At 63.6% G+C, this 21,806-nt stretch carries 23 protein-coding genes; 8 read left to right on the top strand and 15 right to left on the bottom strand.

Annotated features, from left to right (window positions below; all coding sequences use genetic code 11):
* Positions 1-188: 188 nt before the first annotated feature.
* Both BVU17_02115 and BVU17_02120 read left to right on the top strand, forming a co-directional pair.
* Positions 189-428, top strand: coding sequence for a photosystem reaction center subunit H (locus BVU17_02115; GenBank protein ID AUG46373.1), 240 nt, complete (start codon positions 189-191; stop codon positions 426-428).
* Entirely contained in the window at positions 429-887 is a 459-nt protein-coding gene (locus BVU17_02120) for a DNA-binding protein (protein ID AUG46374.1), read from the top strand.
* On the opposite strand, the gene BVU17_02125 is transcribed toward BVU17_02120, so the two are convergent.
* Genes BVU17_02125 through BVU17_02135 form a run of 3 tightly spaced genes read right to left on the bottom strand, consistent with a single transcriptional unit; the run spans position 884 to position 3,563 of the window.
* Positions 884-1,030 (bottom strand): CopG family transcriptional regulator, encoded by a 147-nt coding sequence (locus BVU17_02125; GenBank protein ID AUG46375.1) that lies wholly within the window; start codon positions 1,028-1,030, stop codon positions 884-886. The genes BVU17_02120 and BVU17_02125 overlap by 4 nt on opposite strands.
* Before the next feature lie 56 nt (positions 1,031-1,086).
* Positions 1,087-2,229, bottom strand: coding sequence for a CAAX protease family protein (locus tag BVU17_02130; GenBank protein ID AUG46376.1), 1,143 nt, complete (start codon positions 2,227-2,229; stop codon positions 1,087-1,089).
* Positions 2,230-2,252: 23 nt separating this feature from the next.
* Positions 2,253-3,563 (bottom strand): glucose-6-phosphate isomerase, encoded by a 1,311-nt coding sequence (locus BVU17_02135; GenBank protein ID AUG46377.1) that lies wholly within the window; start codon positions 3,561-3,563, stop codon positions 2,253-2,255.
* A gap of 126 nt (positions 3,564-3,689) precedes the next feature.
* Here BVU17_02135 and BVU17_02140 point away from each other — a divergent pair, with 126 nt between their 5' ends.
* Together BVU17_02140 and BVU17_02145 are read left to right on the top strand one after the other, a co-directional pair.
* Positions 3,690-4,232: a hypothetical protein gene (locus tag BVU17_02140; protein AUG46378.1), complete on the top strand. Its 543-nt coding sequence runs from the start codon at positions 3,690-3,692 to the stop codon at positions 4,230-4,232.
* Positions 4,233-4,328: 96 nt separating this feature from the next.
* Positions 4,329-4,796, top strand: coding sequence for a hypothetical protein (locus tag BVU17_02145; GenBank protein ID AUG46379.1), 468 nt, complete (start codon positions 4,329-4,331; stop codon positions 4,794-4,796).
* A 26-nt stretch (positions 4,797-4,822) separates the two neighbouring features.
* On the opposite strand, the gene BVU17_02150 is transcribed toward BVU17_02145, so the two are convergent.
* Positions 4,823-5,137 carry a hypothetical protein gene (locus BVU17_02150; GenBank protein AUG46380.1) on the bottom strand — a complete coding sequence of 105 codons (315 nt, stop codon included), beginning with the start codon at positions 5,135-5,137 and terminating at the stop codon, positions 4,823-4,825.
* A 101-nt stretch (positions 5,138-5,238) separates the two neighbouring features.
* Between BVU17_02150 and BVU17_02155 the strand changes: the two genes are divergently transcribed.
* Both BVU17_02155 and BVU17_02160 read left to right on the top strand, forming a co-directional pair.
* On the top strand, positions 5,239-6,102 hold the full coding sequence (locus BVU17_02155; protein ID AUG46381.1) for a preprotein translocase subunit SecF: 864 nt from the start codon (positions 5,239-5,241) through the stop codon (positions 6,100-6,102).
* Complete coding sequence (locus BVU17_02160; protein ID AUG46382.1) at positions 6,099-7,652, top strand: preprotein translocase subunit SecD; 1,554 nt, start codon at positions 6,099-6,101, stop codon at positions 7,650-7,652. The genes BVU17_02155 and BVU17_02160 overlap by 4 nt, the downstream gene beginning before the upstream one ends.
* A 486-nt stretch (positions 7,653-8,138) precedes the next feature.
* On the opposite strand, the gene BVU17_02165 is transcribed toward BVU17_02160, so the two are convergent.
* The 4 genes from BVU17_02165 to BVU17_02180 form a co-directional block, all read right to left on the bottom strand.
* On the bottom strand, positions 8,139-8,774 hold the full coding sequence (locus BVU17_02165) for a ribonuclease HII (GenBank protein AUG46383.1): 636 nt from the start codon (positions 8,772-8,774) through the stop codon (positions 8,139-8,141).
* A gap of 40 nt (positions 8,775-8,814) precedes the next feature.
* Entirely contained in the window at positions 8,815-9,972 is a 1,158-nt protein-coding gene (locus tag BVU17_02170; protein ID AUG46384.1) for a hypothetical protein, read from the bottom strand.
* A gap of 126 nt (positions 9,973-10,098) precedes the next feature.
* A complete protein-coding gene (locus tag BVU17_02175) occupies positions 10,099-11,376 on the bottom strand; it encodes a tRNA pseudouridine(54/55) synthase Pus10 (GenBank protein AUG46385.1) in 1,278 nt (425 codons plus the stop codon).
* 83 nt (positions 11,377-11,459) lie between these two features.
* The gene (locus tag BVU17_02180) at positions 11,460-12,575 is read right to left on the bottom strand and encodes a mechanosensitive ion channel protein MscS (GenBank protein ID AUG46386.1); all 1,116 of its coding nucleotides are present in this window, start codon (positions 12,573-12,575) and stop codon (positions 11,460-11,462) included.
* A gap of 89 nt (positions 12,576-12,664) precedes the next feature.
* On the opposite strand from BVU17_02180, the gene BVU17_02185 reads away from it, so the two are divergent.
* A complete protein-coding gene (locus BVU17_02185; GenBank protein ID AUG46387.1) occupies positions 12,665-13,477 on the top strand; it encodes a UDP-diphosphatase in 813 nt (270 codons plus the stop codon).
* A gap of 55 nt (positions 13,478-13,532) precedes the next feature.
* On the top strand, positions 13,533-14,399 hold the full coding sequence (locus tag BVU17_02190) for a hypothetical protein (GenBank protein AUG46388.1): 867 nt from the start codon (positions 13,533-13,535) through the stop codon (positions 14,397-14,399).
* A 189-nt stretch (positions 14,400-14,588) separates the two neighbouring features.
* Here BVU17_02190 and BVU17_02195 read toward each other — a convergent pair whose 3' ends face one another.
* The 7 genes from BVU17_02195 to BVU17_02225 form a co-directional block, all read right to left on the bottom strand.
* Positions 14,589-14,840: a hypothetical protein gene (locus BVU17_02195; protein AUG46389.1), complete on the bottom strand. Its 252-nt coding sequence runs from the start codon at positions 14,838-14,840 to the stop codon at positions 14,589-14,591.
* A 186-nt stretch (positions 14,841-15,026) separates the two neighbouring features.
* Entirely contained in the window at positions 15,027-15,242 is a 216-nt protein-coding gene (locus BVU17_02200) for a hypothetical protein (GenBank protein ID AUG46390.1), read from the bottom strand.
* Positions 15,243-15,294: 52 nt separating this feature from the next.
* Positions 15,295-15,768 (bottom strand): universal stress protein UspA, encoded by a 474-nt coding sequence (locus BVU17_02205; protein AUG46391.1) that lies wholly within the window; start codon positions 15,766-15,768, stop codon positions 15,295-15,297.
* Positions 15,769-15,772: 4 nt separating this feature from the next.
* Positions 15,773-17,443 (bottom strand): cation acetate symporter, encoded by a 1,671-nt coding sequence (locus tag BVU17_02210; protein ID AUG46392.1) that lies wholly within the window; start codon positions 17,441-17,443, stop codon positions 15,773-15,775.
* Entirely contained in the window at positions 17,440-17,874 is a 435-nt protein-coding gene (locus BVU17_02215) for a sodium:solute symporter (GenBank protein ID AUG46393.1), read from the bottom strand. Before BVU17_02215 ends, BVU17_02210 begins: the two co-directional genes overlap by 4 nt.
* 45 nt (positions 17,875-17,919) lie before the next feature.
* Positions 17,920-19,914: an acetate--CoA ligase gene (locus tag BVU17_02220; GenBank protein AUG46394.1), complete on the bottom strand. Its 1,995-nt coding sequence runs from the start codon at positions 19,912-19,914 to the stop codon at positions 17,920-17,922.
* A 70-nt stretch (positions 19,915-19,984) separates the two neighbouring features.
* The gene (locus tag BVU17_02225) at positions 19,985-21,676 is read right to left on the bottom strand and encodes a bacterio-opsin activator (protein AUG46395.1); all 1,692 of its coding nucleotides are present in this window, start codon (positions 21,674-21,676) and stop codon (positions 19,985-19,987) included.
* Between the last annotated feature and the right edge of the window lie 130 nt (positions 21,677-21,806).

Here is a 21,806-nt window from a genome sequence, read left to right on the forward strand (position 1 = left end):
TACTTGTGTGGGTGCCTGTCGCTTAGGGCTGCTGCCTGCTGTGACTGTTGTGACCTCCGTTTCCGCCGGTGTTTCTCAGTGACTCCGTCAGCCGCCGACGCGTCAGCCCTCGGCAACCGTTCCGGTACCCTGCTCTCCCCTCGGACATCCCCGTGGCGTTTATGTAACCTCGTTCGGAACATGGGGATATGGCCGCGATACTTGCGGAAAACCTGTCGGGCAAAGACGTGATGGGGACTGACGGCGCGGAAATCGGCAGTCTCTACAACATCACGATGGACTTCTCCTCGGGCGCGCTACACAACCTCGTCATCGACCCCGCGGAGTCGCTCCGCAACACGAATTTCGAGTACAGTGACCAGGGCCGCCTGCTTGTCCCGGTTGAGCGGGTCAAGGCGGTGAAAGACCACATGATTGTCAAACGGTAGATGTACGTTCTCGATTCCTCGGCATTTATCAACGAGTACCACACCGACGAGCAGATAGCGACGATTCCGCTCGTCAGAGAGGAACTGGAAGACGAGGCTGCCTATCGCTTCGACGCCCTCGAAGGCTCGGGGATGCACCTTCACATTCCCGAGGACAACACCGTCGAGCGCATCGAGCGCGCCGCCGGTGAAACCGGTGATCTGGCGGAGCTCTCGGAGACCGATATCCGACTGATTGCGGCCGCGTTCGAACTCGACAGCCGACTCGTCACCGACGATTACGCGATGCAAAACGTCGCGGAGAAACTCGACGTGGCAGTCGAAGTCATCGCCCGTGAAGGGATCTCCGAACAGCGGGAATGGCTGTTCCAGTGTGCCGGCTGCGGCCGTGAGTTCGACGAGAATCGCGACCGCTGTCCCATCTGCGGTAGCTCGCTATCGCGGAAGAACCCGGCTTAGACGGTCTGTTCGTCTCGGGCTTCGAGTCCGAGCGCAACCAACTGTGAAAGGACTTCCTCCTCTGTGATGCTGTAGCGTCGCGCAAGCGTTTCGATAATCCGCGCTTGGTCGTCATCACAGACGACGGTGAACCGCCGAGCCATGCCATCGCCTACAACGGTATGTCGCATAAACACCCGTCAGACAGCAGTCAGACGGCTCAGATTGCCGGATTTCCTGTAATCTCGATGTACAATGTGAGGAACTGGATAGCGTTGAACGCCCCGTGAATAAAGACGGGCACGAGCAGGTTCTCGGTCTTGAGGTAGCTCAGGCCCAGCAGTGTCGACAGGACGAACACCAGCAGCAACGAGAGGACGGTCTGTGTCGGCGTCCCAGTACTGTACTGTCCGAAGTGAACGACGCCGAACACAGCACTGGTGAGTATAATCGCCTGTAGGTCGCCGAAATCGTCGTAGAGGTACTTCTGGATGAGGTTTCGGTAAATAAACTCCTCACTTGGCGCGATGGTGAGAAACGCCAGCGGGACCATCACGAGCAGGAACGACGGGTCTTCGCGGGCCAGCTCTTCGACGCTGCTCCGAGCGGCTTCCAGCCCGAGCGCCTGAATGAGGTAACTGAAGCCAAACAGCGCGAGCATAAGGACGACGACGCCGCCGACGCTGTAGCCGATGTCGTGGAGACCGGGGCGACGGAGGTCAAGGTCGGCCCAGGTTCGGTCCAGCCGGCTGGCAACGGCCGCCCCGAAACCAACGAAGCCGACGCCGATGCCGATAGTGAGCGTGATGTACGTGGGTCCGGTGACCGTCCCGCCTTTTAGTGCTGCGGCGCTGACCAGCCCTCCCGCCGCGGCCCCGAGAACGACGAACTGGGCGAACACTGTGCCCACGAGGAAGCCGGCCAGTCCGATTCCCGTTGCGACCGAGAGCGCTCTGGCGACCGTGTACAGCCGGTCGTTCGGCACGCCGGTCGACAGCGCCCAGCCCAGTGCGACTGTGAGGCTGCCGGCCAGCACCGAAAAATAGACCGCGAGTCCGACAGTCGCCTCGACGCCAGTACGGAATTCTGGCCCGAAGAACGCGATGAGCGTCGCGAGGGTTGCGACGATGCTTGCGCCTGTCGCGCCCAGACCGGCCTGTCTGCGGCCGAGTGCGCCGTGGCGGACAAGTGAGAAGACGAGGGCGGCGACGACGAAGCCGGCGGCGGCGACCTGTCGGGCGGTAACTGGGCCGATAGCCGTCGCTGGTGTCATCCAGCCGACCACGCCGGTTTCTGTGGCGACGAGTACGACGAGACCGAGGCCAGCAGCGAGCACACCCCAGTTCGCGGCAGTGTCGTCCATTACCGGCAGTCCGTTGCGCCGGCCTAAAGGGACTCCGTTTCGCCGATCCGCAGGCGTTCGCGCTCGTCGATGACCGCCGTCTCGTCCGTCGTCTCGCCGCGGATGAGCGCCCGCGTGGCGTTTTTGCCCCACTCGACGGCCGGCTGGGTGAACGTCTCCACGTCCGCGAGTTCGCCGACGAGGACGCAGGCCGCCTCCATCGCGTACAGCAGCTCCCCGACGCTCTCGGCGTCGAGGCGGTCGATCTCTACTTCCAGCGCCGGCCGGTCAGCCGCCGGCAGACTCGCCACCGTCGCCTCGTACTCGGCGTCGATGAGGCCGCCGAGGTCGGTTCCAGCGAGATACGACAGGTTCTCGTGGTCCGGGTCGGGAATCGCCACGTCGGCGCGCTCGCGCGGTCGGACGAACGTGACGACCTTGTCGCGGTGGCCGGCGCGGTACAGCTGGAGCTGGGAGTGCTGGTCGGTCGCGCCAAGCGCCCGTGCCGGCGTCTGGCCCCGCCCGTCCTTGCCGAGACTCTCAGCCCAGAGCTGTGCGAACCACTCGCCGAAGGACTCCAGCCGTTCGGCGTAGGGCATAACAGCGTTGACTATCGCACCTTCTTCTTCGAGTGCGTAAGCCATCGCGCCGTAGGCGTATGCCGGCGAGTCATACAACGACGGCGCGAGATCGTCAGCCGCCTTTTGACCGCCGGAAAGCAGCCCCTCGATGTCGATACCGAGGATGGCTGGCGGGACGAGCCCGACCGCCGAGAGCGCGCTGAAGCGGCCCGGAACGCCCTTGGGAACCGGCAGCGTCGGCAGGTCGTGTTGCTCGGCCAGCGACCGTAGCGGGCCGGACTCACCCGTCGTGACGACGATTCGGTCGGTCCAGTCGACACCGTGGTCCTCGTAGGCCTCGCGGACAACGAGGAAGTTCGCCAGCGTCTCCGCCGTCGTCCCCGACCGTGAAACGACGTTGATCGCGGTGTCGGCAAGCGAAAGTCCGTCAAGCGTCCGCCGAACGTGCTCCGGGTCGACGTTGTCCAGCACGACGTGGCTGTCCGGGTCCTCGGCTAGCGCCTCCGTGATTGTTTTCGCCCCTAGCGCTGAGCCACCGATGCCGACAGTGATGACAGAGTCGGCGTCGGCGACCGGTGCGACGGCATCGCGGATGGCCTCGGCGTCGGTCGCTTCGGGGAGGTTCAGCGACGCGTAGCCGAACTCGTCGTCGGTTCGCCCCTGCTCGATTCGCTCGTGGGCCGCGGCCACCCGCTCGTCCAGCTCCTCTAGCGTCGCTCGCTCGACGCCCGGGTCGGCGGCATTGGCAAGCGCGGCTCCGATATCGACATGCATACTGTGGATGTCGACGGGCGGGTACAAACAACTCCCGGACAGTATGGCAGGCAGCTGACGCGGGTCCACAGTCACCGCCTGTCGGACAACACCGCGCTTAACCACGCGCTCGCCTAACAAACAGATATGACAGATGCGACGGCAGAGCAGTCCGTCACAGCCGACGACGACCGGCCCGAACCGTACAACGGGCTCCCCGGGGCGTTCCCGTACGCGTTCCGTGCCAGCGACTCGCTGCTGTTCAAAGCGTACGTTCCGGTCGCACTGTTACTGTCCGTGGCGATTACGCTCGTGTTCTCCTTTGGACTGATAACGCAACTCGCCGAAACCGGGAGCGTCCGCGGCGGGACGTTCACTTTCTCCCGGAGCTTTTTCCTGTTCGTTGGACTGTTGCTCGTCGCGCCGCTGCTGGCTCCGGTGCTCTCTGTCGCGCGCCGCCACCGACGAACGGAGTCATCGGTCGCCTACGACCGCGCACTCGCCGTTTCGGCGTTCCTGTTCATCGGGTCGATATACCTCGCGCTGTTGACCTCGGCTCCGGCGGCGCTTCGCGAGCCGACACAGAGTGCTGTCGTCGGCTTCTTCTACTCGCTGCCGCCGACTGCCGGCATCGTCCCGCCGCTGCTTGCGACGCTGGTACTCTATCTGACTCATCGGCTGTTGAAGTAGTGCTGTAGGCCTACAGTCGCCCGCTCCTCCCGAGATGACACGACAGTCCGTCCCCGGGTCGAAACGGGCAAGAACGCCCGTCACGAATCTGAATCTATGACAGCAATCGAAGGGACATTTCTTGTCACAAACGCTGACGACGCGTCGGCGACGCTTCGGAACGTCGCAAACTCGCAAGTACTGACACTGTCGGACAATCCCGGCGTTGAGACCGGCGAGGTAGTAGAGGGGACAGTCGAACCGGAGCCGCCGATGGAAGTCACGTACACCCTTACCGAAGTCGAAGAGCGGCGAACAATTCCTGTGGAGACGGTCGACCTCGCGCCCACGGCGCAGACGACCGAAATCGCGGCCGAACAGGCCCCCGGCGAGCTAACCACGGTCGAGCGCGCCGGAGAGGGTGAGGTACACGTTCTGACGGTCCCGGACGACGAGACAGCCGAGGCTGCGGCAGATGTCGTCGAGGACGAAGCCACCCTCTCACGAGCGGCCAGACTCGGCGTCGACCGCGTCGAAATCCGAACGACTGACGGCGTTGTCAGCGTGCGCTACCTCCCGGACTGACGCGTTCTCTCACCCGCTCGCACTCCTTATTCGGTCGGTCCGGCAGCGCTCTGGACTTCCCAGCCGCCGGCAACACCACACGCCTCGCGCTCGGTGTACACGAACTCGGTGTCTTCGGTCACCGCTGTGCCGCCGTCGACGGATTCGACCCGAAGCGGGAAGTCTAGCGTGTCGCCACAGCAGCCGACGCCGACGAACTCCGTCCACACGTCGCCCGGTTCGGCGCTGTCGTGTGTCTTCCGAAGGTACGCACGGAACGGCGACCCGTCGATCTTGTCGCGACCCCACCCGCTGAGGTCTGCTGGATACGAGAGTTTGACCCTGATGGCGCGCTCTGACATACCGGATATACGTGACAGACTGTCATAGATGTACGGCCATGTCGGATGTCAGCGGCAGTGATTGAGAAGGCTTATTCGCGCCCGTCTCACATCGTTCGGTCATGTTCGAGTTCGAGGTCCCGGAAGTCGATTACACCCAGTACTCGAACCGCCAACTGGTGGCGGTTCCGCTGGTGGTGCTCGGTCTGGCACTTGCGGTGCTCGGTGGCTGGTATCTGGTCACCGGTGCGCCGGTCTCTCCGAGCATCGACTTCACGGGCGGTTCGGAACTCACCGTCGAGTCGTCTCTCTCACAGGCGGAACTCAGGGACAATACGTTCGACGAGCCCGTGGTTTCTGTCCAACAGGTTGAGGGTGAGAACCGCTACATTATCACGTTCGATTCGTCGAATCTGGAGCCTATCGAGGAAACCGCGCGGTCGAGCGACCAGATGGAGTTCCTCGGTAGCGGAACAACCTCGCCGATATTCGGTCAGGAGAACCAGCGGCTCGCGGTCGTCGGCATCGGTGTCGCTTTCCTCGGAATGAGTCTGCTCGTTTTTGCGATGTTCCGGTCGATCGTGCCGAGCATTGCGGTTGTCCTGTCGGCGTTTTCCGACCTTGTCATCCCGCTCGCGGTGATGAACCTGCTGGGAATCAAGCTTTCTCTGGGAACTGTCGCCGCGCTACTGATGCTCATCGGTTACAGCGTCGACTCAGATATCCTGTTGAACAACCACGTCCTCCGGCGGTCCGGCGGGTTCTACGAGTCGACATACCGCGCGATGCGGACCGGTGTGACGATGACACTGACGTCGATGGCGGCGATGGCGGTGATGGCGATTTCGGCGACGCTATTCGGTATCGAACTGATGGCCTCTATCGGGTTCGTTCTCGTCGTGGGACTGGCTGCTGACCTGATGAACACCTACATGCTCAACGTCACGTTGCTTCGCTGGTACAAGTACGAGGGGGTCAAACGATGAGCACACTCAAGGAAAACTGGCGCGTCGTTGCGCTGGTCACGCTGTTGCTACTCAGCGCCATTGCGCTGTTCGTCCCCGGCGTTCCGCCAGGGACCTCGGATACTGAAGGGGCCGGGGCCGCCGACCAATCGACGAACCTCCAGTACGGCATCCAGTTGAGTGGCGGCACACGCATCCAGGCACCAATCGTCGGTACCACTGCGGAAGGTGTGGATGTTGCGCCCGCGGATGAGACGGCCCTCGAACAGTCCGTCTCGAACCGACTTGGCGTCGATTCAATCGACGTACGCGCCTCGAATCGGACTGAAACCGTCGAAGTGTTTGCGAGGAACGTCAGCGAGTCGGACGTCCAGTCCGCGCTCGAAGCCGAGGGGTACGAACCAAGCGAGGTCCGGTCCGGCGTGACCCGGGAGACCCGCGAAAATATGGTATCGGTCATCAACGACAAACTGCGGGAATCAGCCCTGACCGGTGGTTCTGTCCAGCAGGTAAGTTCTCCTGGCGGTCGGAGTTTCATTAGCGTCACGGCCCCGGACAGGGGGCGTGAGGAACTCATCGGCCTGCTCGAAGAACGGGGTGTCGTCCGCGTGTACGCCGTTCACGATAACACTGAGAATGGATCCTACGTCCGCGAAGAGGTTCTTTCGCAGGAGGATCTGCGGGCCGGATCAGCGCAGCGAAGCGAAACGCAGGGAACGCACGTCCCGGTGACGGTCAAACAGAGCGCCGCCGAGCGTTACGCGAACGACATGGTCGAGGCCGGCTTCGGTAGCGGGTCGACCTGCCGTCGCTCGGATTACGACCACGATAACCTCCAGAACTCGCAGGCAGACTGTCTGGTGACGACGCTGAACGGCGAACCGGTGTTCGTCGGCGGCGTCGACCCGGGACTTGGCCAGTCCTACCAGAACGGTGAGTTCGTCAACAACCCGCAGTTCATCATGCGGACCAGCAATATGTCCGAGGCGACCGAGCTGGAACTCGCGCTGAAGGCCGGCCGGCTGCCGGCTCCGCTCAACTTCGACAACGCCGAAAGCCAGACGCTCTCGTCTGCGCTCGCTCAGGAGTTCCAGCAGCGCTCCCTCCTGACGGGCATTCTCGCCGTCATCGCGGTGAGTCTGGTAGTGTATCTCCGGTACGGGCGTCCCGAGGTCGCCCTGCCGATGATCGTCACGGCGCTGTCGGAGGTGTTCATCCTCCTCGGGTTCGTCGCCTTCGTCCAGTATCCGCTGAACCTCTCGCATCTGGCCGGGTTCATCGCGGTCATCGGCACGGGGGTGGACGACCTCATTATCATCGCCGACGAGATACTTCAACAGGGGAAAGTCGAGACCGGACGCGTGTTCCAGAGTCGCTTCCGCAAGGCGTTCTGGGTCATCGGCGCGGCCGCAGCGACGACCATCGTCGCCATGAGTCCGCTGATGGTCCTCTCTCTGGGCGACCTCTCCGGGTTCGCCATCATCACAATCGTCGGCGTGCTGGTCGGGGTTCTGGTGACACGGCCGGCCTACGGTGATATCCTTCGGAGTCTCGTGCTGGACGAGGACTGACCGCCCGCGGCCCGTTTTTTCCCGTCTCCAGTAGTCCAGTGCCGACTATTTTCATGTGAGAAGGTACCAAATTCTTTTAGATTGACTTATTATCCAGCAGGTCCAAGCTACACATCCCGCCAGATGCGGGGAGCCATCGGACGACGGGTCTCAGACTGTCCACACAGGACGGAACAGGACGCGTTGGGGGCAACAACCGAGCGGTCCGTCAAACGACTCCGAGGTGAACGCTCCGAAGGAGAACCGAAACAGCCCACCGCCGGCCCGGCCGGCCGGACCGGTGCGAAGGCCAACTACCGGATGTCACGTAAGTGGCGTTCGGGAATCCAGCACATCGACAAAACCCGGTGCGAGCCCGGGTAAAGCCCGAGAGGGCGAGGCCGGTGCAAGTCCGGCTACAGTCGGACACGTGCTGGAAGGGCCGTACGGGCTGTGGAAAACAGCTCCCGTCCGACTCCAAGCCGCGTCTGCGGGGATTTTCGGTATTCAGAACTCGCCCAGCGACGCCTGTTCCGCCGCGGCCAGCACGTCGTCACACGTCGACCACGACCGACGAGCACACGCCGGTAGCTCGCCGTGGCGCTCGACGTAGTCCGCCAGGAACGCTCGCGTCGTCGGGTCGCTGGGGTAGCCCGACCCCACGTCGCCGTACTCACCGGCCAGGTCCGCGACGTGTGTGTCACGGGCCACCTTCGCAATAATCGAGGCCGCGCCGACCACCGGGTCCGTCTCGTCGGCCCCGTGTTCTGCCCGCACGGTTACGTCGGCGTCGACCGCCTCCGCGACCCGGTGGCCGAACCGCACCGCGTCGGTGTCACCGGCGTCGACCATGCCCGACAGGTCGTCTCGGGCCACTTCTGAGAGTGCCGCTGCCTGCCCCTCAACAGTCAGCGTGTTCATGTCCGTCCCGTCGGCGTCGATGCGTTCGACCGGAATCTCGGCGACGCCGACAGCGTCTGCCAACTCGCGGATTTCCTCGGCTAACCGTTCGCGTCGCTCCGGTCTGATGTCTTTCGAGTCACCAACACCATCGGGTAGGACTGCTGGGTCGGCCCTGACAGCAGCGGCGAACATCGACCCCAGAACCGGCCCTTTGCCGGCCTCGTCGACGCCAAATTGCATGGCTGGCACGTCGATGCCGGTGTAAAAACAGGTTCCGGTCCTAGTTGTTGGGGCCGCGTCCCTTCCCGCCCGGTGGGTTCCGGAGAAACGGTTCGAAGTCGACGTTGCCGACGACGTCGCTCCGGTCGTCGTCGTCCGCGTCTTGGTTGAAATCGGCTTCTTCTGGCCCCTCGGGACTACCCCAGTAGTTGTTCTTCGCGTCGACCTGTGGGTCGCTCGACGGGTCGCGATTCCCGTTGTCAGTCCCGTTCCGGTTGTTCAGCCCGACCGCGACCAGCAACTGGTTCGCCCGGACGGTCAGGCCACCGCCGTCGCCGTCGACTTTGATTGCTTCCGGGAGAATCGTCTCCGCGCTCGTGACGTCCTCGATGATGTTGTGGGCGAGAGTCGTCTCGCTCGTCGCGGGCGACGCGATGTTGATACCCTGTGCGAACGTGAAGCCGAAGTCCACGTCGTCGGACGGGTCGGAGTCGGTATCGTCCGCGGCTACGAGGTCCCGTATCTCGTTGTTGTTGATGTCGACGCCGTCGGTCTCGTGCTGGACGACGATGCCGAGCGGCGCGATGTCGCTCTCGATGTCCCGAATCGTGTTGTTGTTGACCGTCGTGTCGCTCACAGTGCCGGGGCCGCTGTTGTCGGCGTCGAAGAGCACCCCGTTGACCGTCGGGAACCCCGAATCGTCCGTCGTTTCCTGGTCGAGGTTCTGAATCGTGTTGTTCACGATCTCGATGCCCGAGTGGTCGCCCTGGCCGACGACGACGCCGGTCACGCCGAGGCGACCGGTCGGACCGACGTCTTCGATTGTGTTGTTGCTGATAGCCGCGTCGTCACGTCCGCGCTCGACTTTCACGCCGAGCAATCCACCCGGATTCGTGACGGTGAACCCGTCGAGCGTGACGCCGTCCGACTCGATGCCCACCGCCGCGCCGATCCCGCCGTCGCCCTCGATTGTCGGACTCGCGCTCGCCTCGATTGTGACCTCGGCGTCGACGGTGACGGGGTCGTACACCGCCGAGTCGACGACTGTCAGCGTCTCGCCGTCGCTCGCGGCGTCGATGGCCGACTGGAGCGCGTCGCCGCCCCCGGACACCGTCGTCGCCGCGCTCGCTGTGCCCACTGTCAATCCCAGCACGCCGGCCGCGACTGTCCCGTGGCGTAACACCGCTCGTCGTGAAAACGTGGTCTGCTTTCGTGTCATGGTGTCTCCCGCAGCACCGTTGATATATCCGGGGCCGAATAAAATAGAGCGACAGTTCACGACCGTTTCGTCTATAGTGACCTCCTACTGTGACGCCGGTACGACGGCGCTGCCAGTAGCAGGCTGCTACTCCTTGAGGTACTCGGCTTTCGCGAACGGCTCGTCCTCGCCCTGTACGTCGATTACGTCGAGGGCGGTCACCACGGCGTCGGTGTCGAGCAGGCCGGCCAGGCTCGGCTCCGTGCGGCCCTCGTCGCTGGAGACGAGTTCCTTCACGTACAGGCCGCCCTCGCCGTGGATGCGGAGTTCGGCGTGGCGCTCGTCGGTCAGTTCGCCCTCGGCGTCGTACACCGTCCGCGTCCGGGTGATGTCGGCCCGGCGGTGGGTGACCCGCTGGGGTGTCTCCTGCTCAATCGTGGTGCCGTCCAGTTCGGCAAGCGCGTCCCGCAGAGCGTCGGCGTCGACCGGCTCCCCGAACTCCACGTCCATCCGGTAGGTCTTCGAGGCGTCCAGTTCCTTGACGCGCTCGACCATCTCGTGGGTCGCCAGGTGGAGGTCCGTCACCTCGACTTTCCCGTCGGCGAAGGCGTTGATGTCGGCTTCGAGGTCGTCGGTGTCCACGTCGCGTTTTCGGGGCTCCATCACCTCGATGACGAACGGGCGGCCGGAGTCGAGCATCAGCGCGTCGACGTCTTCCCGACCGGCACCGTGGAACACGGCTTCCTCGCCATCCATCGCCTCGCGGACGACAGGGGCGGACAACTGTTCGACGCTCTCGTCGTAGCGATACCCGCTACCGCCACAGCCGTCGCAAGGCTCGCCCTGCCACAGCCCGGTCCCGTTGCAGTCGTTGCAGGGCCACTTCGTCTGTGGAATGTCGCGTTCGAGCTTGCGGTAGCGGCCGTAGACAAACGCCGAGTTGACGTGTGTCTCCACTTCGTCCGTTGCGAGGTCGAGTGTGAGCTGGACCGCTGGGCGGCCAAACTCCACCTCCGCGCCGGTCAGGTCACCGATTCGTTTGCCGACCTCGCGGTTGAGTTCGGTCTTCAGCGCTTCGCCGGCGTCGGGGTCGAGGCCCACGTCCTCTCGGAGCAGTTCGTCGTTCTCTTCGAGCAGCGGCGGCACCTTCGTCCCGACCTGATAGGTGTCGAACTCGTAGCCGCGGACGGCGCTTGCGGCCTGCTCGGCCCACCAGTCGAAGCGGTCGCACTCGCCTTCACAGACCCAGCAGTCCTCGCCTTCCTCGAAGGGGTCGTCGTCCGCGAGCGCGACCGTCACCCGCAGGGCGTGGCCTCGCTCGGCGTTAGCCAGCCCGAAGCTCCGGTCGGCGAAGAGCCGGCCGAGACAGGAATCACATAGCGGCCCGGTCGCAAGCGCCGCACGGGCGTCCTCAAGTATGCTCATTGCCTGAGCCGACGCGTCGCCATCGTAACTGCGTTTCGACCTCTCCGTCGCTGGGTCAGTGGGCGCTGTGACTGTGCTTGCACTCACTCGCCGGTCATGCCGCCGTCGTCTGTGGCTTTGCTCTTCGACTGCGCCTGATCGAATAGCTCGCCCGGAATCTCTTCGGCTGAGATGGAGATAGACCGCTGGGGGAACGGGATTTCGACGCCCTCGGCCTGGAACCCCTTGTATATCGCGCTGTTGAGTTCGTGTGTCGCCCTGGCCGTCAGGGCCGGGTTGCCGACCCAGCACAGCAGTTCGAAGTTTAACGCGGAGTCCCCGAACTCCCGGAACCGGACTCGCGGGTTCGGTCGGTCCTGTACGAGGGCCTCGGCTTCGGCTAATTCTAGGAGGATTCCTTCGACCCGGTCGATGTCCGTCCCGTAGGCGACGCCGACGGGGACGCGAATCCGGCGCTTGCGCCGCGGCGTCGACTCGTTGACGATGGCGGCGTTGTTGAGCTTCGAGTTCGGGACAGTGACGAGGATGTCGTCGCGGGTGCGGATGACCGTCGAACGGACGGAGATATCCTCGACGCGGCCGCGTTCACCACTTTCGAGGACAACGAAGTCGCCGACTGCGTACGTTCCATCGAGATACAGCGACAGCGAGCCAAAGAAGTTCGCCAGCGTATCCCGGGCCGCCAGGCCGACGATGATACCCATAATCCCCGCCGAGGCCAATAGCGGTGTGACGTCGATGTCCCAGAGGACCAGCAAGAGCAGGATGCCCCCGCCGGAGACGACCGCGCTCCAGATGTTCTGGAGGATGGGGACCATCTGGCGGTCGATATACGCCGAGTCCGTCGCGATGGCGGACGCCTGGCGGCCGATGCGCAGCAGCGTCACCATCCAGACGATGACGACCAGCGAGAGTGTGCCGGCTCCCAGTGAGACAGCGACGGCCGGGCGTACGTCGTAAATCTGTGCCCCGGCGTACGCGCCACCGAGACCGACCGTGACGTACATCGCAGTGTGAATTCCACGGAAGACGATGTCGTCGACATCGCCCTCGATGCGGGGCGTGACCTGTCTGAGCAGTCGGTCGCCGACCACGCGAATGCTCAGCGCGAGGACGACCCCGCCGCCGACGAGTAGCAGAAACCCCTGCCAGGCCGGCAGCCCCGACAGCAGGTCCACCGCACCGCTTCCCAGTTGCATACCTCCGATTGGACATCGGAGCTATATATACTGCCACGTCGACGCCCTGAACCGAACGGCCTTTGTCCCGCGGCGTCCGCTCCGTGGGTATGAACCCGATTCTCGTCGCTATTCTGCTGGGTCTGCTGCAAGGGGTGCTTGAGTGGATTCCGGTCTCCAGCGAGGGCGGCGTCGCACTCGCCTCGACGGTGGTCACGGGCGTCTCGCCCGCCGCTTCGACCCGCCTCGCGCTCTTTCTCCACGCCGGGACGGCGGTTGCGGCCGCGGCCTACTACCGCACTGAGGTCCGAACCATCCTCCGTTCGATTCGACGGCTCTCCCGTCGCCCGTTCGCCGACGAGACGGCCGACCTCTCGTTTCTCGTCGTCGCCACGGCGGCGACCGCCGTCACCGGCCTCCCGGCGTATCTGGTGCTCGACGCGGCTGTCTCAAATCTTGAAGGCGGGCTCTTTCTGGCGCTGGTCGGCGGCCTGCTCGTGCTGACGGGCCTGCTCCAGCGGTTCGCCGTCGCGCTGTCGCTCGGCGAGCGGGCGGTTCCCGACTGGGTCGACGCCGTCCTCGTCGGGGTCTTGCAGGGGCTGGCTATCCTCCCCGGCGTCTCCCGGTCGGGGACGACGGTGAGCGCGCTGTTGCTCCGGGGCCACGAGGGCGAGTCGTCGCTTCGCCTCTCGTTCCTGCTGTCGATTCCGGCCGCGCTCGGCGCGAACGCGCTGGTGCTGGTCGACGACGGCATCCCTGCAATCGACCCGCTGCCGGCTGTCGTCGCCCTGGCCGTCAGCGCTGTCGTCGGCTATCTCACCGTCGACGCGCTAGTCCGACTGGTGCGGCAGGTCCCGTTCTGGGCAGTCTGTACGGTGTTTGGTGGTCTTGGCGTCGTCGGCGGCCTGCTCGTCGCGCTGTGAGAGCGGTGCTGGAACTTATTTACCCTTCGGCGTCAAATCTCTAATATCAGCGGGCATGAGTGGTGACGAACGCAAGCTAGTCGACACGTCGGGGGACTTCCAGTACGTCGTCCGTGACGGCGACCCGGTCTCGGACCCGCAGTGGCGCTCCTGTCGACTCATCGTCACCAACAAGCGGCTCATTCTGGCGACGAACGGCTCGAAACAGCCGATTCCCCACGCCAACATCTCCCTCCCGTCGAACCCAGACGATCTGGTTCCTGACGGTGGGACCGGCGGCGCGACCGCACTGGAGGTCGGCAACAACGTTCTGCTGGTCGATACGCCGAATCTACCCGACTTCGAGACGGAGTACGTCCGCGCGACTTTACAGGGCGAGGTCATCCTCGCGCGACAGCAAGCGGTCGTCGGCGGCGTGGTTCAGGAGGACGCCGAGTGGAGCAAGGCGCGGTTTCAACTGGACGACGACATCATCCGACTTCAGTTCCCCGGCGGCAAGAGCATGTCATTCGAAATCGAGGACGTCGGTACCATCGAAATCGGGACCAGCACGGTGATGGGTCAGGAGCGGGAGGTCATCGAAGTCGAACACACTGACGACCAGGACCGCAGCGTCGAAACCCACATGTCGGGGATGGACCACCATACGCGGGCGCTGAAGACACTCTTTACCCGCGTTATCGAGGATCGCGAGGACGATTACGAACTCTCGGAGATGGAGAGTCAGGTGCTGATGGCGCTGTATTCCGGCGTATCACCGTTTGAGATGTCTGATTTCGTCGGGACGACACCTGACGAGGTCGAAGAAATCTATCAGAAACTACTCGATATCGGTGCAGTTGACGAGGTCCGGGTTCGGACCGAGGTCGCGTTGAACGCGCAGGGGCGAAATATGGCGAGTGAAGCGATGAGTGAGAAGTAGTGTGGCGCTACGCGCCACAAAACGACTGCTCTCGAATACCACTCGTGCGCGAACCAGTCCCGAGCCGAGCGGTAGGGCAGCACCGACGAACGACACACTCAGTATGACCCGGAACGGCGGTTCGTCTGCGGCGATTGCTGTAGCACCGACCGCTCAGACGGCCTCGCGGCTGCTCCTGTCTTGCCGCCGTTACTCGGGCAGGTACTCGACATCCTCAGCTTCCGTCACCGATACTCCGTCGGGGAGCTCTGATTCCGGGACTGGCGTCAGAGTGAGGATGTCACCTGCCTCGGTCTGTACCCATTCCTGTCCTGTCGCTTGACTCCAATCGTGCGGTTCCCAGTACCCCGATTCGAAGCGCATCCAGATGTCGAGACCACTGTAGTACTCTCCTGTTGAACTTTCGTATATCATTGCTGACTCCACAGCGACTGCTGCCATCGAAAAGGTCAATGCACCTACATGGTATTATTACTACCGGCAGGGCCGAAATTCGCCAGGCTTGAGCATAGAAGGGTGCCTGGATAGTACGGGTGTCGCGGCGACTCGGTCGCCGTCTGTGTGGTTCTCAGGTGGTCCTGCGAAACGGCTGGGGGACCCATCGCCATCGCGCAAACAGAGGGCGACTTACTGCTGTTCCATCGCCATCTCAAGCGACCAGAAGAAGCCGTAGTACGCGACCACGCCGGCGGCAAGCGTCAGGTAGTACGCCCACTGAGGTACCGACAATAGGTCGAAGATGACGCTCACGGCGGTCACCCAGGCGATAGCGAACACGAGGTCGACGAACATCCCCCGCTTGTGGTCGTGTACGTGGTCGCGAAGGGTGTCGACGACGCTCATCGGCGACCTCGCGTCGTCCGTGGCGGTCGGTGTCGGCTCTGTCCCATGCTAGTCACGCCTCGATGTCCGTGTCACCGTGCACGTCGACGACCAGTATCGGCAGCCGCGTTCGGCGCAGTACCTTCTCCGTGACGCTACCGAGAATGACACGCTTGAGGCCAGAGCGACCGTGTGACCCCATCACGACGAGGTCGATGTCGTTGTCCTCGACGAACTTCCGGATGGCGCGGGCTGGCTCGCCGGCGGTAACGTGTTCTTTGACTTCGATGCCGTGTTCGGCGGCCCGGTCGCGGACGTAGCCGGTGGCTTCGTCTGCGTCGGCTTTCACCTCGGTCATCTCGTCGAGGTACCCCTGTCGGATACGGTCGACCTGCTCTGTCCCCAGCGAGTAGCTGGTCGCGTCGACGTCGACGACGTACAGCGCATGGACTGTCGCGCCGTACTTCGAGGCGATGTCGACTGCTTGGTCGACCGCGTTTTCCGCGGTTTCGCTGCCGTCCGTCGGAACGAGGATGTTGTCGTACATTGGTTTAGTCGTCTGCGGGGGTGCCGCCGCCGGTGTTGTCGCCGACGACGTCTGCGGCAGTCTCCTGCTGTCCCATTGGTTCGGGGCTGTGACACTGTCGCACCATCTTCTTCGTCTCCAGTGGCGGTTCGGGCGTCGCAAGCGAGACGGCGATAGTGACGATGAACACGAGCGGCGTCCCGATCAGCGCAGCGCCGATGGGTGGGACGTACTGGGCGTATATCGGAACGAGTGCCCCACCTTCGCCGGCAATCGCTTCGAGCGCGCCGATGTAGCTCGGCAGGACGCTGTTGATGATCGAGGTAATCCAGATGAGCAGGCCGAGCACCATCCCGGCCAGTGCACCCTGTCGGTTCGTGTTCTCCCACCAGAGGCCGAGGAAGAACATCGGGAACAGCACGGTGCCCGCGAGTGAAAACGCGTAGGCGACCAGTTCGCCGATGAGCGCCGGTGGGTTGAACGCGGTCACCGTCACCAGCGCGCCCATGCCGATGATCGTTCCGCGACCGATGAGCACCTGCTGGCGCTGGGTCGCGTCAGGGTTGATCAGTTCGGTGTAGATGTCGTGTGCGACCGCAGAGGAGGCTGTGATGAACAGCCCGGCGGTCGTCGCAATGGCGGCGGCCATCGCACCGGCCGCGACGAGGCCGACGAACCACGTCGGGAGGTCGGCGAACTGCGCGGCGAGGACGACGATCACGTCACCCTCAGCGCCAGACATCCCGCCTTCAGCAGCGTATGCGCTCGCGCCCGTCGTCGTCTGGAACAGGTCGACGCCGAAGGCTGCCATCGCGGGCGACGCCCAGTAGAGCAGGAGGATGAAGAACAGCCCCCACACACAGGACCAGCGGGCGACGCGCTCGCTCCTGACCGTGTAGAACCGGACGAGGACGTGCGGGAGGCCACAGGTCCCAACAATGAGCGAGAACGCTGTCGCGATCCAGAGGTAGAACGGCTGGTTCACGAACGGTGCGGAGAACTCGCGACCGAGGTCGGCAATCAGCGCGCCGTACTCTATCTGCGGGAGTATCGTCGAGTACCCCTGCGAGAAGCCGACGACGTACACGCCGGCAAGGAACGCGACGATGAGGATGGTGTACTGGACGGCCATGTTCTTCGTCGCGCCTAGCATTCCCGAGAGCGCGAGGTAGCCGACGGTAATGGTCATCATCACGACGATCATCGGGATGATGTCAAGGCCGAAGACGTACTGACCGACCAGCCCCATGCCGCGGGCCTGACCAACGGAGTAGACGTACGCGATGAGTAGCGTAGTGAACGCGGCTAGCGCGCGGGCGGTTGGCGAATTGAACCGGTCGCCGACGAAGTCCGGCGCGGTGTACTTCCCGAACCGGCGCATCTGTGCCGCCAGGAATATGAGCAGGACGAAGTATCCGGTCGTCCAGCCGACGATGAACGCCAGCCCGTAGAAGCCAGAGAGCGCAACTAGTCCGGCGAGTCCCAGATACGAGGCGGCGGACATCCAGTTCGCACCGATGGCCATCCCGTTCTCGATGTTGCCGATGCCGCGGCCCGCGACCCACATTCCCTCCGTGTCGGCCACTTTGAACACGTAGCCGATGACGAGGAACGAGGCCATCATCAGGAAGACGATGATCGCCGGGACGAGCTTGAACGAGATGTCGAGCGCTTCGGCCTGTAGCGGGACCGTCACTGTTCGACACCTCCGTCAGTGGCCGCTGCCTCGCCGGTCTCCGGAGCCGTACTCTCGACGGCATCGGGGTCGATGCCGTACTTCTGGTCGAGCCGGTCCCGGTAACGGGTGTAGACCGTCGCCAGGATCAGCGCGCCCGTGGGCGCACCGAACGAGACGAGGAAGTAGTGCAGCGGGAAGCCGAACAGGGGCGTCTGCACGGTCATCATCTCCGGCGCAAGTGCGGTCAGCGTCACCGGCCCGAACACGACCAACGCCCAGAGCACGAAACTGCTCCAGATGATCTTCAGATGGTCGCGCATAAACGGTGTGCTTGGCCGTAACAGGTTCACCTCCCTGTCGAGGTAGTCGATGTCCTCATGGGCGGGCTCTGTACCACCGTCCGGTTGGATAATTGACTCTTCTCGGTCCGCAGGCGTGTCTCTTGACATGGGTTTGAAATGGTGAGAATTCGTGGTGCTGTTCGCCGCTACGGCTCAGTCACCCTGGACTTTGGTTTCGATATCACTGACAACGTCAGGGTTTCGCAGCGTACTCGTATCGCCCAGTTCCTCGCCGTTCGCGATGTCTTCGAGCAGGCGGCGCATGATCTTCCCGGAGCGGGTCTTCGGCAACTCGGGCGTGAAGATGACTGCTTCCGGCCGAGCTATCGGCCCGATAGCGTCTTCGACACCGTCGATAATCGCACTGCGGAGTTCGTCGGTCTCTTCGTAGCCGTCCTCGGTGATGACATAGGCGTACACCGCTTCGCCCTTGATATCGTGGTCGCCGCCGACGACGGCGGCCTCGGCGACGCCTTCGACGCCGACGATGGCACTCTCGATTTCCATCGTCCCGAGCCGGTGACCGGAGACGTTGATGACGTCGTCGACCCGTCCCAGTACGGTGATGTAGCCGTCCTCGTCGATTTTCGCGCCGTCTTCGGGGAAGTACACCCAGTCGTCGGAGTCGTCGCTGTCGGTGTCAGAGTACTCCGCCCAGTACTCGCTGATGAACCGTTCGTCGTTCTTGTACAGCGTCCGGAGCATCCCGGGCCACGGCTTGTTAACTGTCAGGTAGCCGGCGCGGCCGGGTTCGACTTCGTCACCCTCAGTGTCGACGATGCGCACGTCGTTGCCCGGTAGCGGCGGGCCGGCTGACCCGGGTTTCATGTCCTTGATGCCGGGGAGTGTCGTTATCATCATGCCGCCGGTTTCAGTCTGCCACCAGGTGTCGACGACGGGACACTCCTCGCCCCCGATGTGCTTGTAGTACCACTTCCAGGCGCGGGGGTTGATCGGCTCGCCGACCGTCCCCAGCAGGCGCAGGCTGGAGAGGTCGTGTTTCTCGGGGTACTCCTTACCCCACTTCATGAACGCGCGGATCGCCGTCGGTGCGGTGTACAGCTGGTCGGCCTCGTACTCCTCGACGATCTCCCAGAGGCGGTCCTTGTCGGGGTAGTCCGGCGTCCCCTCGTACATCATCGTCGTGGTCCCGAGCGCGAGCGGGCCGTAGACGATGTAGGAGTGGCCGGTAATCCAGCCGATGTCGGCCGAGCAGAAGTACGTGTCTTCGGGTTTGATATCGAGCACCGCCTGCGAGGTCCAGGCCGCCCAGGCGAGGTAGCCGCCGGTGGAGTGTTTGACGCCTTTCGGCTTCCCGGTCGTCCCGGAGGTGTACATGAGAAAGAGCATGTCCTCGGCGTCGCGGTCGACCGGCTCGACAGTCGCGCCCTCGTTGTCGGCGATGACGTCTTCGAAGGCGACCTGGTTGTCCGCGTAGTCGTGATCGAACTCGTCGCCGTCCATCAGGCGCTCGGCGACGATGGCGCGTTCGACCTCGTGGTCGACGCCACTCAGGCCCTCGTTGGCCTTGTCGAGGTGATCGAGCGGGTCGCCGCGGCGGTAGTAGCCGTCGCAGGTAACAAGATACTCAGAATCAGCGGAGTTCATCCGCGTCGCAAGCGCGTCCGCAGAGAAGCCGGCGAATACGACGGAGTGGGGCGCGCCGATGCGGGCACAGGCCAGCATGGCGATGGGGAGCTGCGGAATCATCGGCATGTACATCGTCACGACGTCGTCTTCGCCGACACCCATCTCACGCAGACCGGCCGCGAACTCGTTGACCTTCTGATGGAGTTCCTCGTATGTGTAGGTGATATTGTCTTCTTCGACCGGCTCACCGACCCACTCGATAGCGGCCTCGTCGCCGCGCTCCTCAAGATGGCGGTCGAGGCAGTTGGCCGAGGCGTTTAGCGTCCCGTCCGTGAACCACTCGTAGAACGGCGGGTTCGAATCGTCGAGTACCTGATCGTACTCCTCCTCCCAGTCGAGAAGGTCGGCGGCACCCTCCCAGCACTCCGGCCAGTTCTCTTCGAACTCGTCGTAGATACCCTCGTCCGTGACGTTCGCCTGCTCGACGAACGACTCCGGGGGCTCGAAAACCTCCTGCTCTTCGAGCCGTGCTTCGAGTTGGACATCTTCATCTGACATGGTCTATCATCGATATTTCACAGCGGCCATATAAACGGGGGGTCTAACTACGATAACATGAAACAGGGTTTCAGTTGTCGGCCGGCTGTCGCGGCTCGGTCGGCCGCTCGTCGAAAAACGCGGTCAGAACCTTCTGCTGGGCCTTTCTGAGGTGATTGTGCAGCGTCGGCGACGAGATATCCAGCGAGTCCGCTAGCTCCTCGGCAGTTGAGCCGCGGGGCCACTCGAAATAGCCGCTGTGGTAGGCCGCCTGCAGGACGGTCTCTTGCCGGTCTGACAGAGTGTCGGTCAGCCGGTCGCGGAATCCGGTGTCCGTCTCCGCCGGCCGTTCCGTCTCTCGCTTCGCTGCCAACGATGTCTCTGGATAGGCGTCGGTGACAGCGTTGACTGTTGGTCTGATATCGGCCTCGCTGGGAAGCTCGACTGCGATGGTCGCGACCCCGCCGGTGGCTGTCACAGAGCGAACCCGGCCACCGCTTTCGACGAGCTGGAGTGCTGGCGTGTCGGTGACCACGACTTCCAGTAGTACGCCGTCGCTGTGCTCTTCGAGGAGTCTGGCGTCGGCCACGCCGTCGTCCTCGTCCGCATATGAGAGGATCGCGTCGGCCGAGGCGCCTTCGACCATCAGGTAGTACAGCAGCGACTGGCCCGCAACGGGAACGACCCCGGACAGTTCGACCGTACACTGTAATGCCCCGGATACCCCGGCGGTAAAGGTCCGCTCGTCCGCACAGTGGAACTCTAACTCGGTCACCGTGTCAGCAAGCAGGAGGCGTTTGCGCTCGGCGGCGATCTGTGCGTGCCCGACCTGCACACCGAGCGCGGACAGTACGGCACGTTCGGTATCAGTTAGACCCCCATCCGCTGCGACTCCGACGACACCGGAGATGGTGTCTTCCCTGACGAGTGGCACCAGCGCGACCGATCCACTGTCGTCGTCGACGAGACGAACCTCACCCACGTCGAGCAGACCAGTGACTGACTCGATGTGGGTGTCGATCTGCTGCTCGACAGCCGTTTCCGAGATTTCTGCCGTCGTGTGCGGTGTCAGTCCGTCACCGGTCCGTTCGGCGAGCCAGGCGAACTCGAAGCCCGCTCCTTCTGTCAGGTGGTCACAGACTGTTGTCGCAATTCCCTCACCGGTCGCGGCGACCGCAAGCGCCTCGCTGACCGCCGTAACCCAGTCGACCGGTCGCTGTGGCCCGCTCGGAGCCGCCCGCTCGCCGGACTCACCCACGGCTGCGACGATGGTTTCGCGGTCCGGTTCGTCAAGCAAGGGGTCCAGTCGGTCGAGTCGGTCCCAGCCGCCGAGCGCACAGACGACGTCCGGCGCGACGCCGTCGTCCAGCAAGCTCGCCGCGAACCGCCACCGGAGGTCACGCGAGGAAACGTCTTTCAGGTGCGGTGTCGTCTCGGCGGCTCGGTCGGCTACTTCGCTGACGAGCATCTGGAGCCGACGTGCGGAGACGGAAAACAGTGGCTCGTCGTCGGCCGCTCCAGCCGCGTTTGCGTATTTTCGCATATCGTGTTCGACTGAGTCTGGAAGATAGGTCTCGCGGACCACCTCACCGCTTTCCCGAACAGCAAGCAGGCGATGCCCATCGAATTCGGTGATGTCGGCTAGCCGTACAGCGGTCATCTCTGCCGGGCGGAGCCCGATCTCTGCGCCGAGTCGGAGCACGAGGTCGGACCGGTGTGTCTCGGCCGCGCGTCGAAGCTGTTCGTACCCCCGCTCGCCGATGGGATCAGTTGCGCCGTCCATCTATTTCGGAAAGTCGAAGAATATCGAAATAAGCATTACGACCAAGGCGCGGCTGTCTGCGAGAAGAGCGAAGCGAAGGGGCTGTGAACGACGACGCTGGTACGAGAATTTTCGCAAATATCGAAGAAGA

It is taken from the genome of Haloarcula taiwanensis (assembly GCA_002844335.1).
In the GTDB taxonomy this organism is placed as follows: Archaea; Halobacteriota; Halobacteria; order Halobacteriales; family Haloarculaceae; genus Haloarcula; species Haloarcula taiwanensis.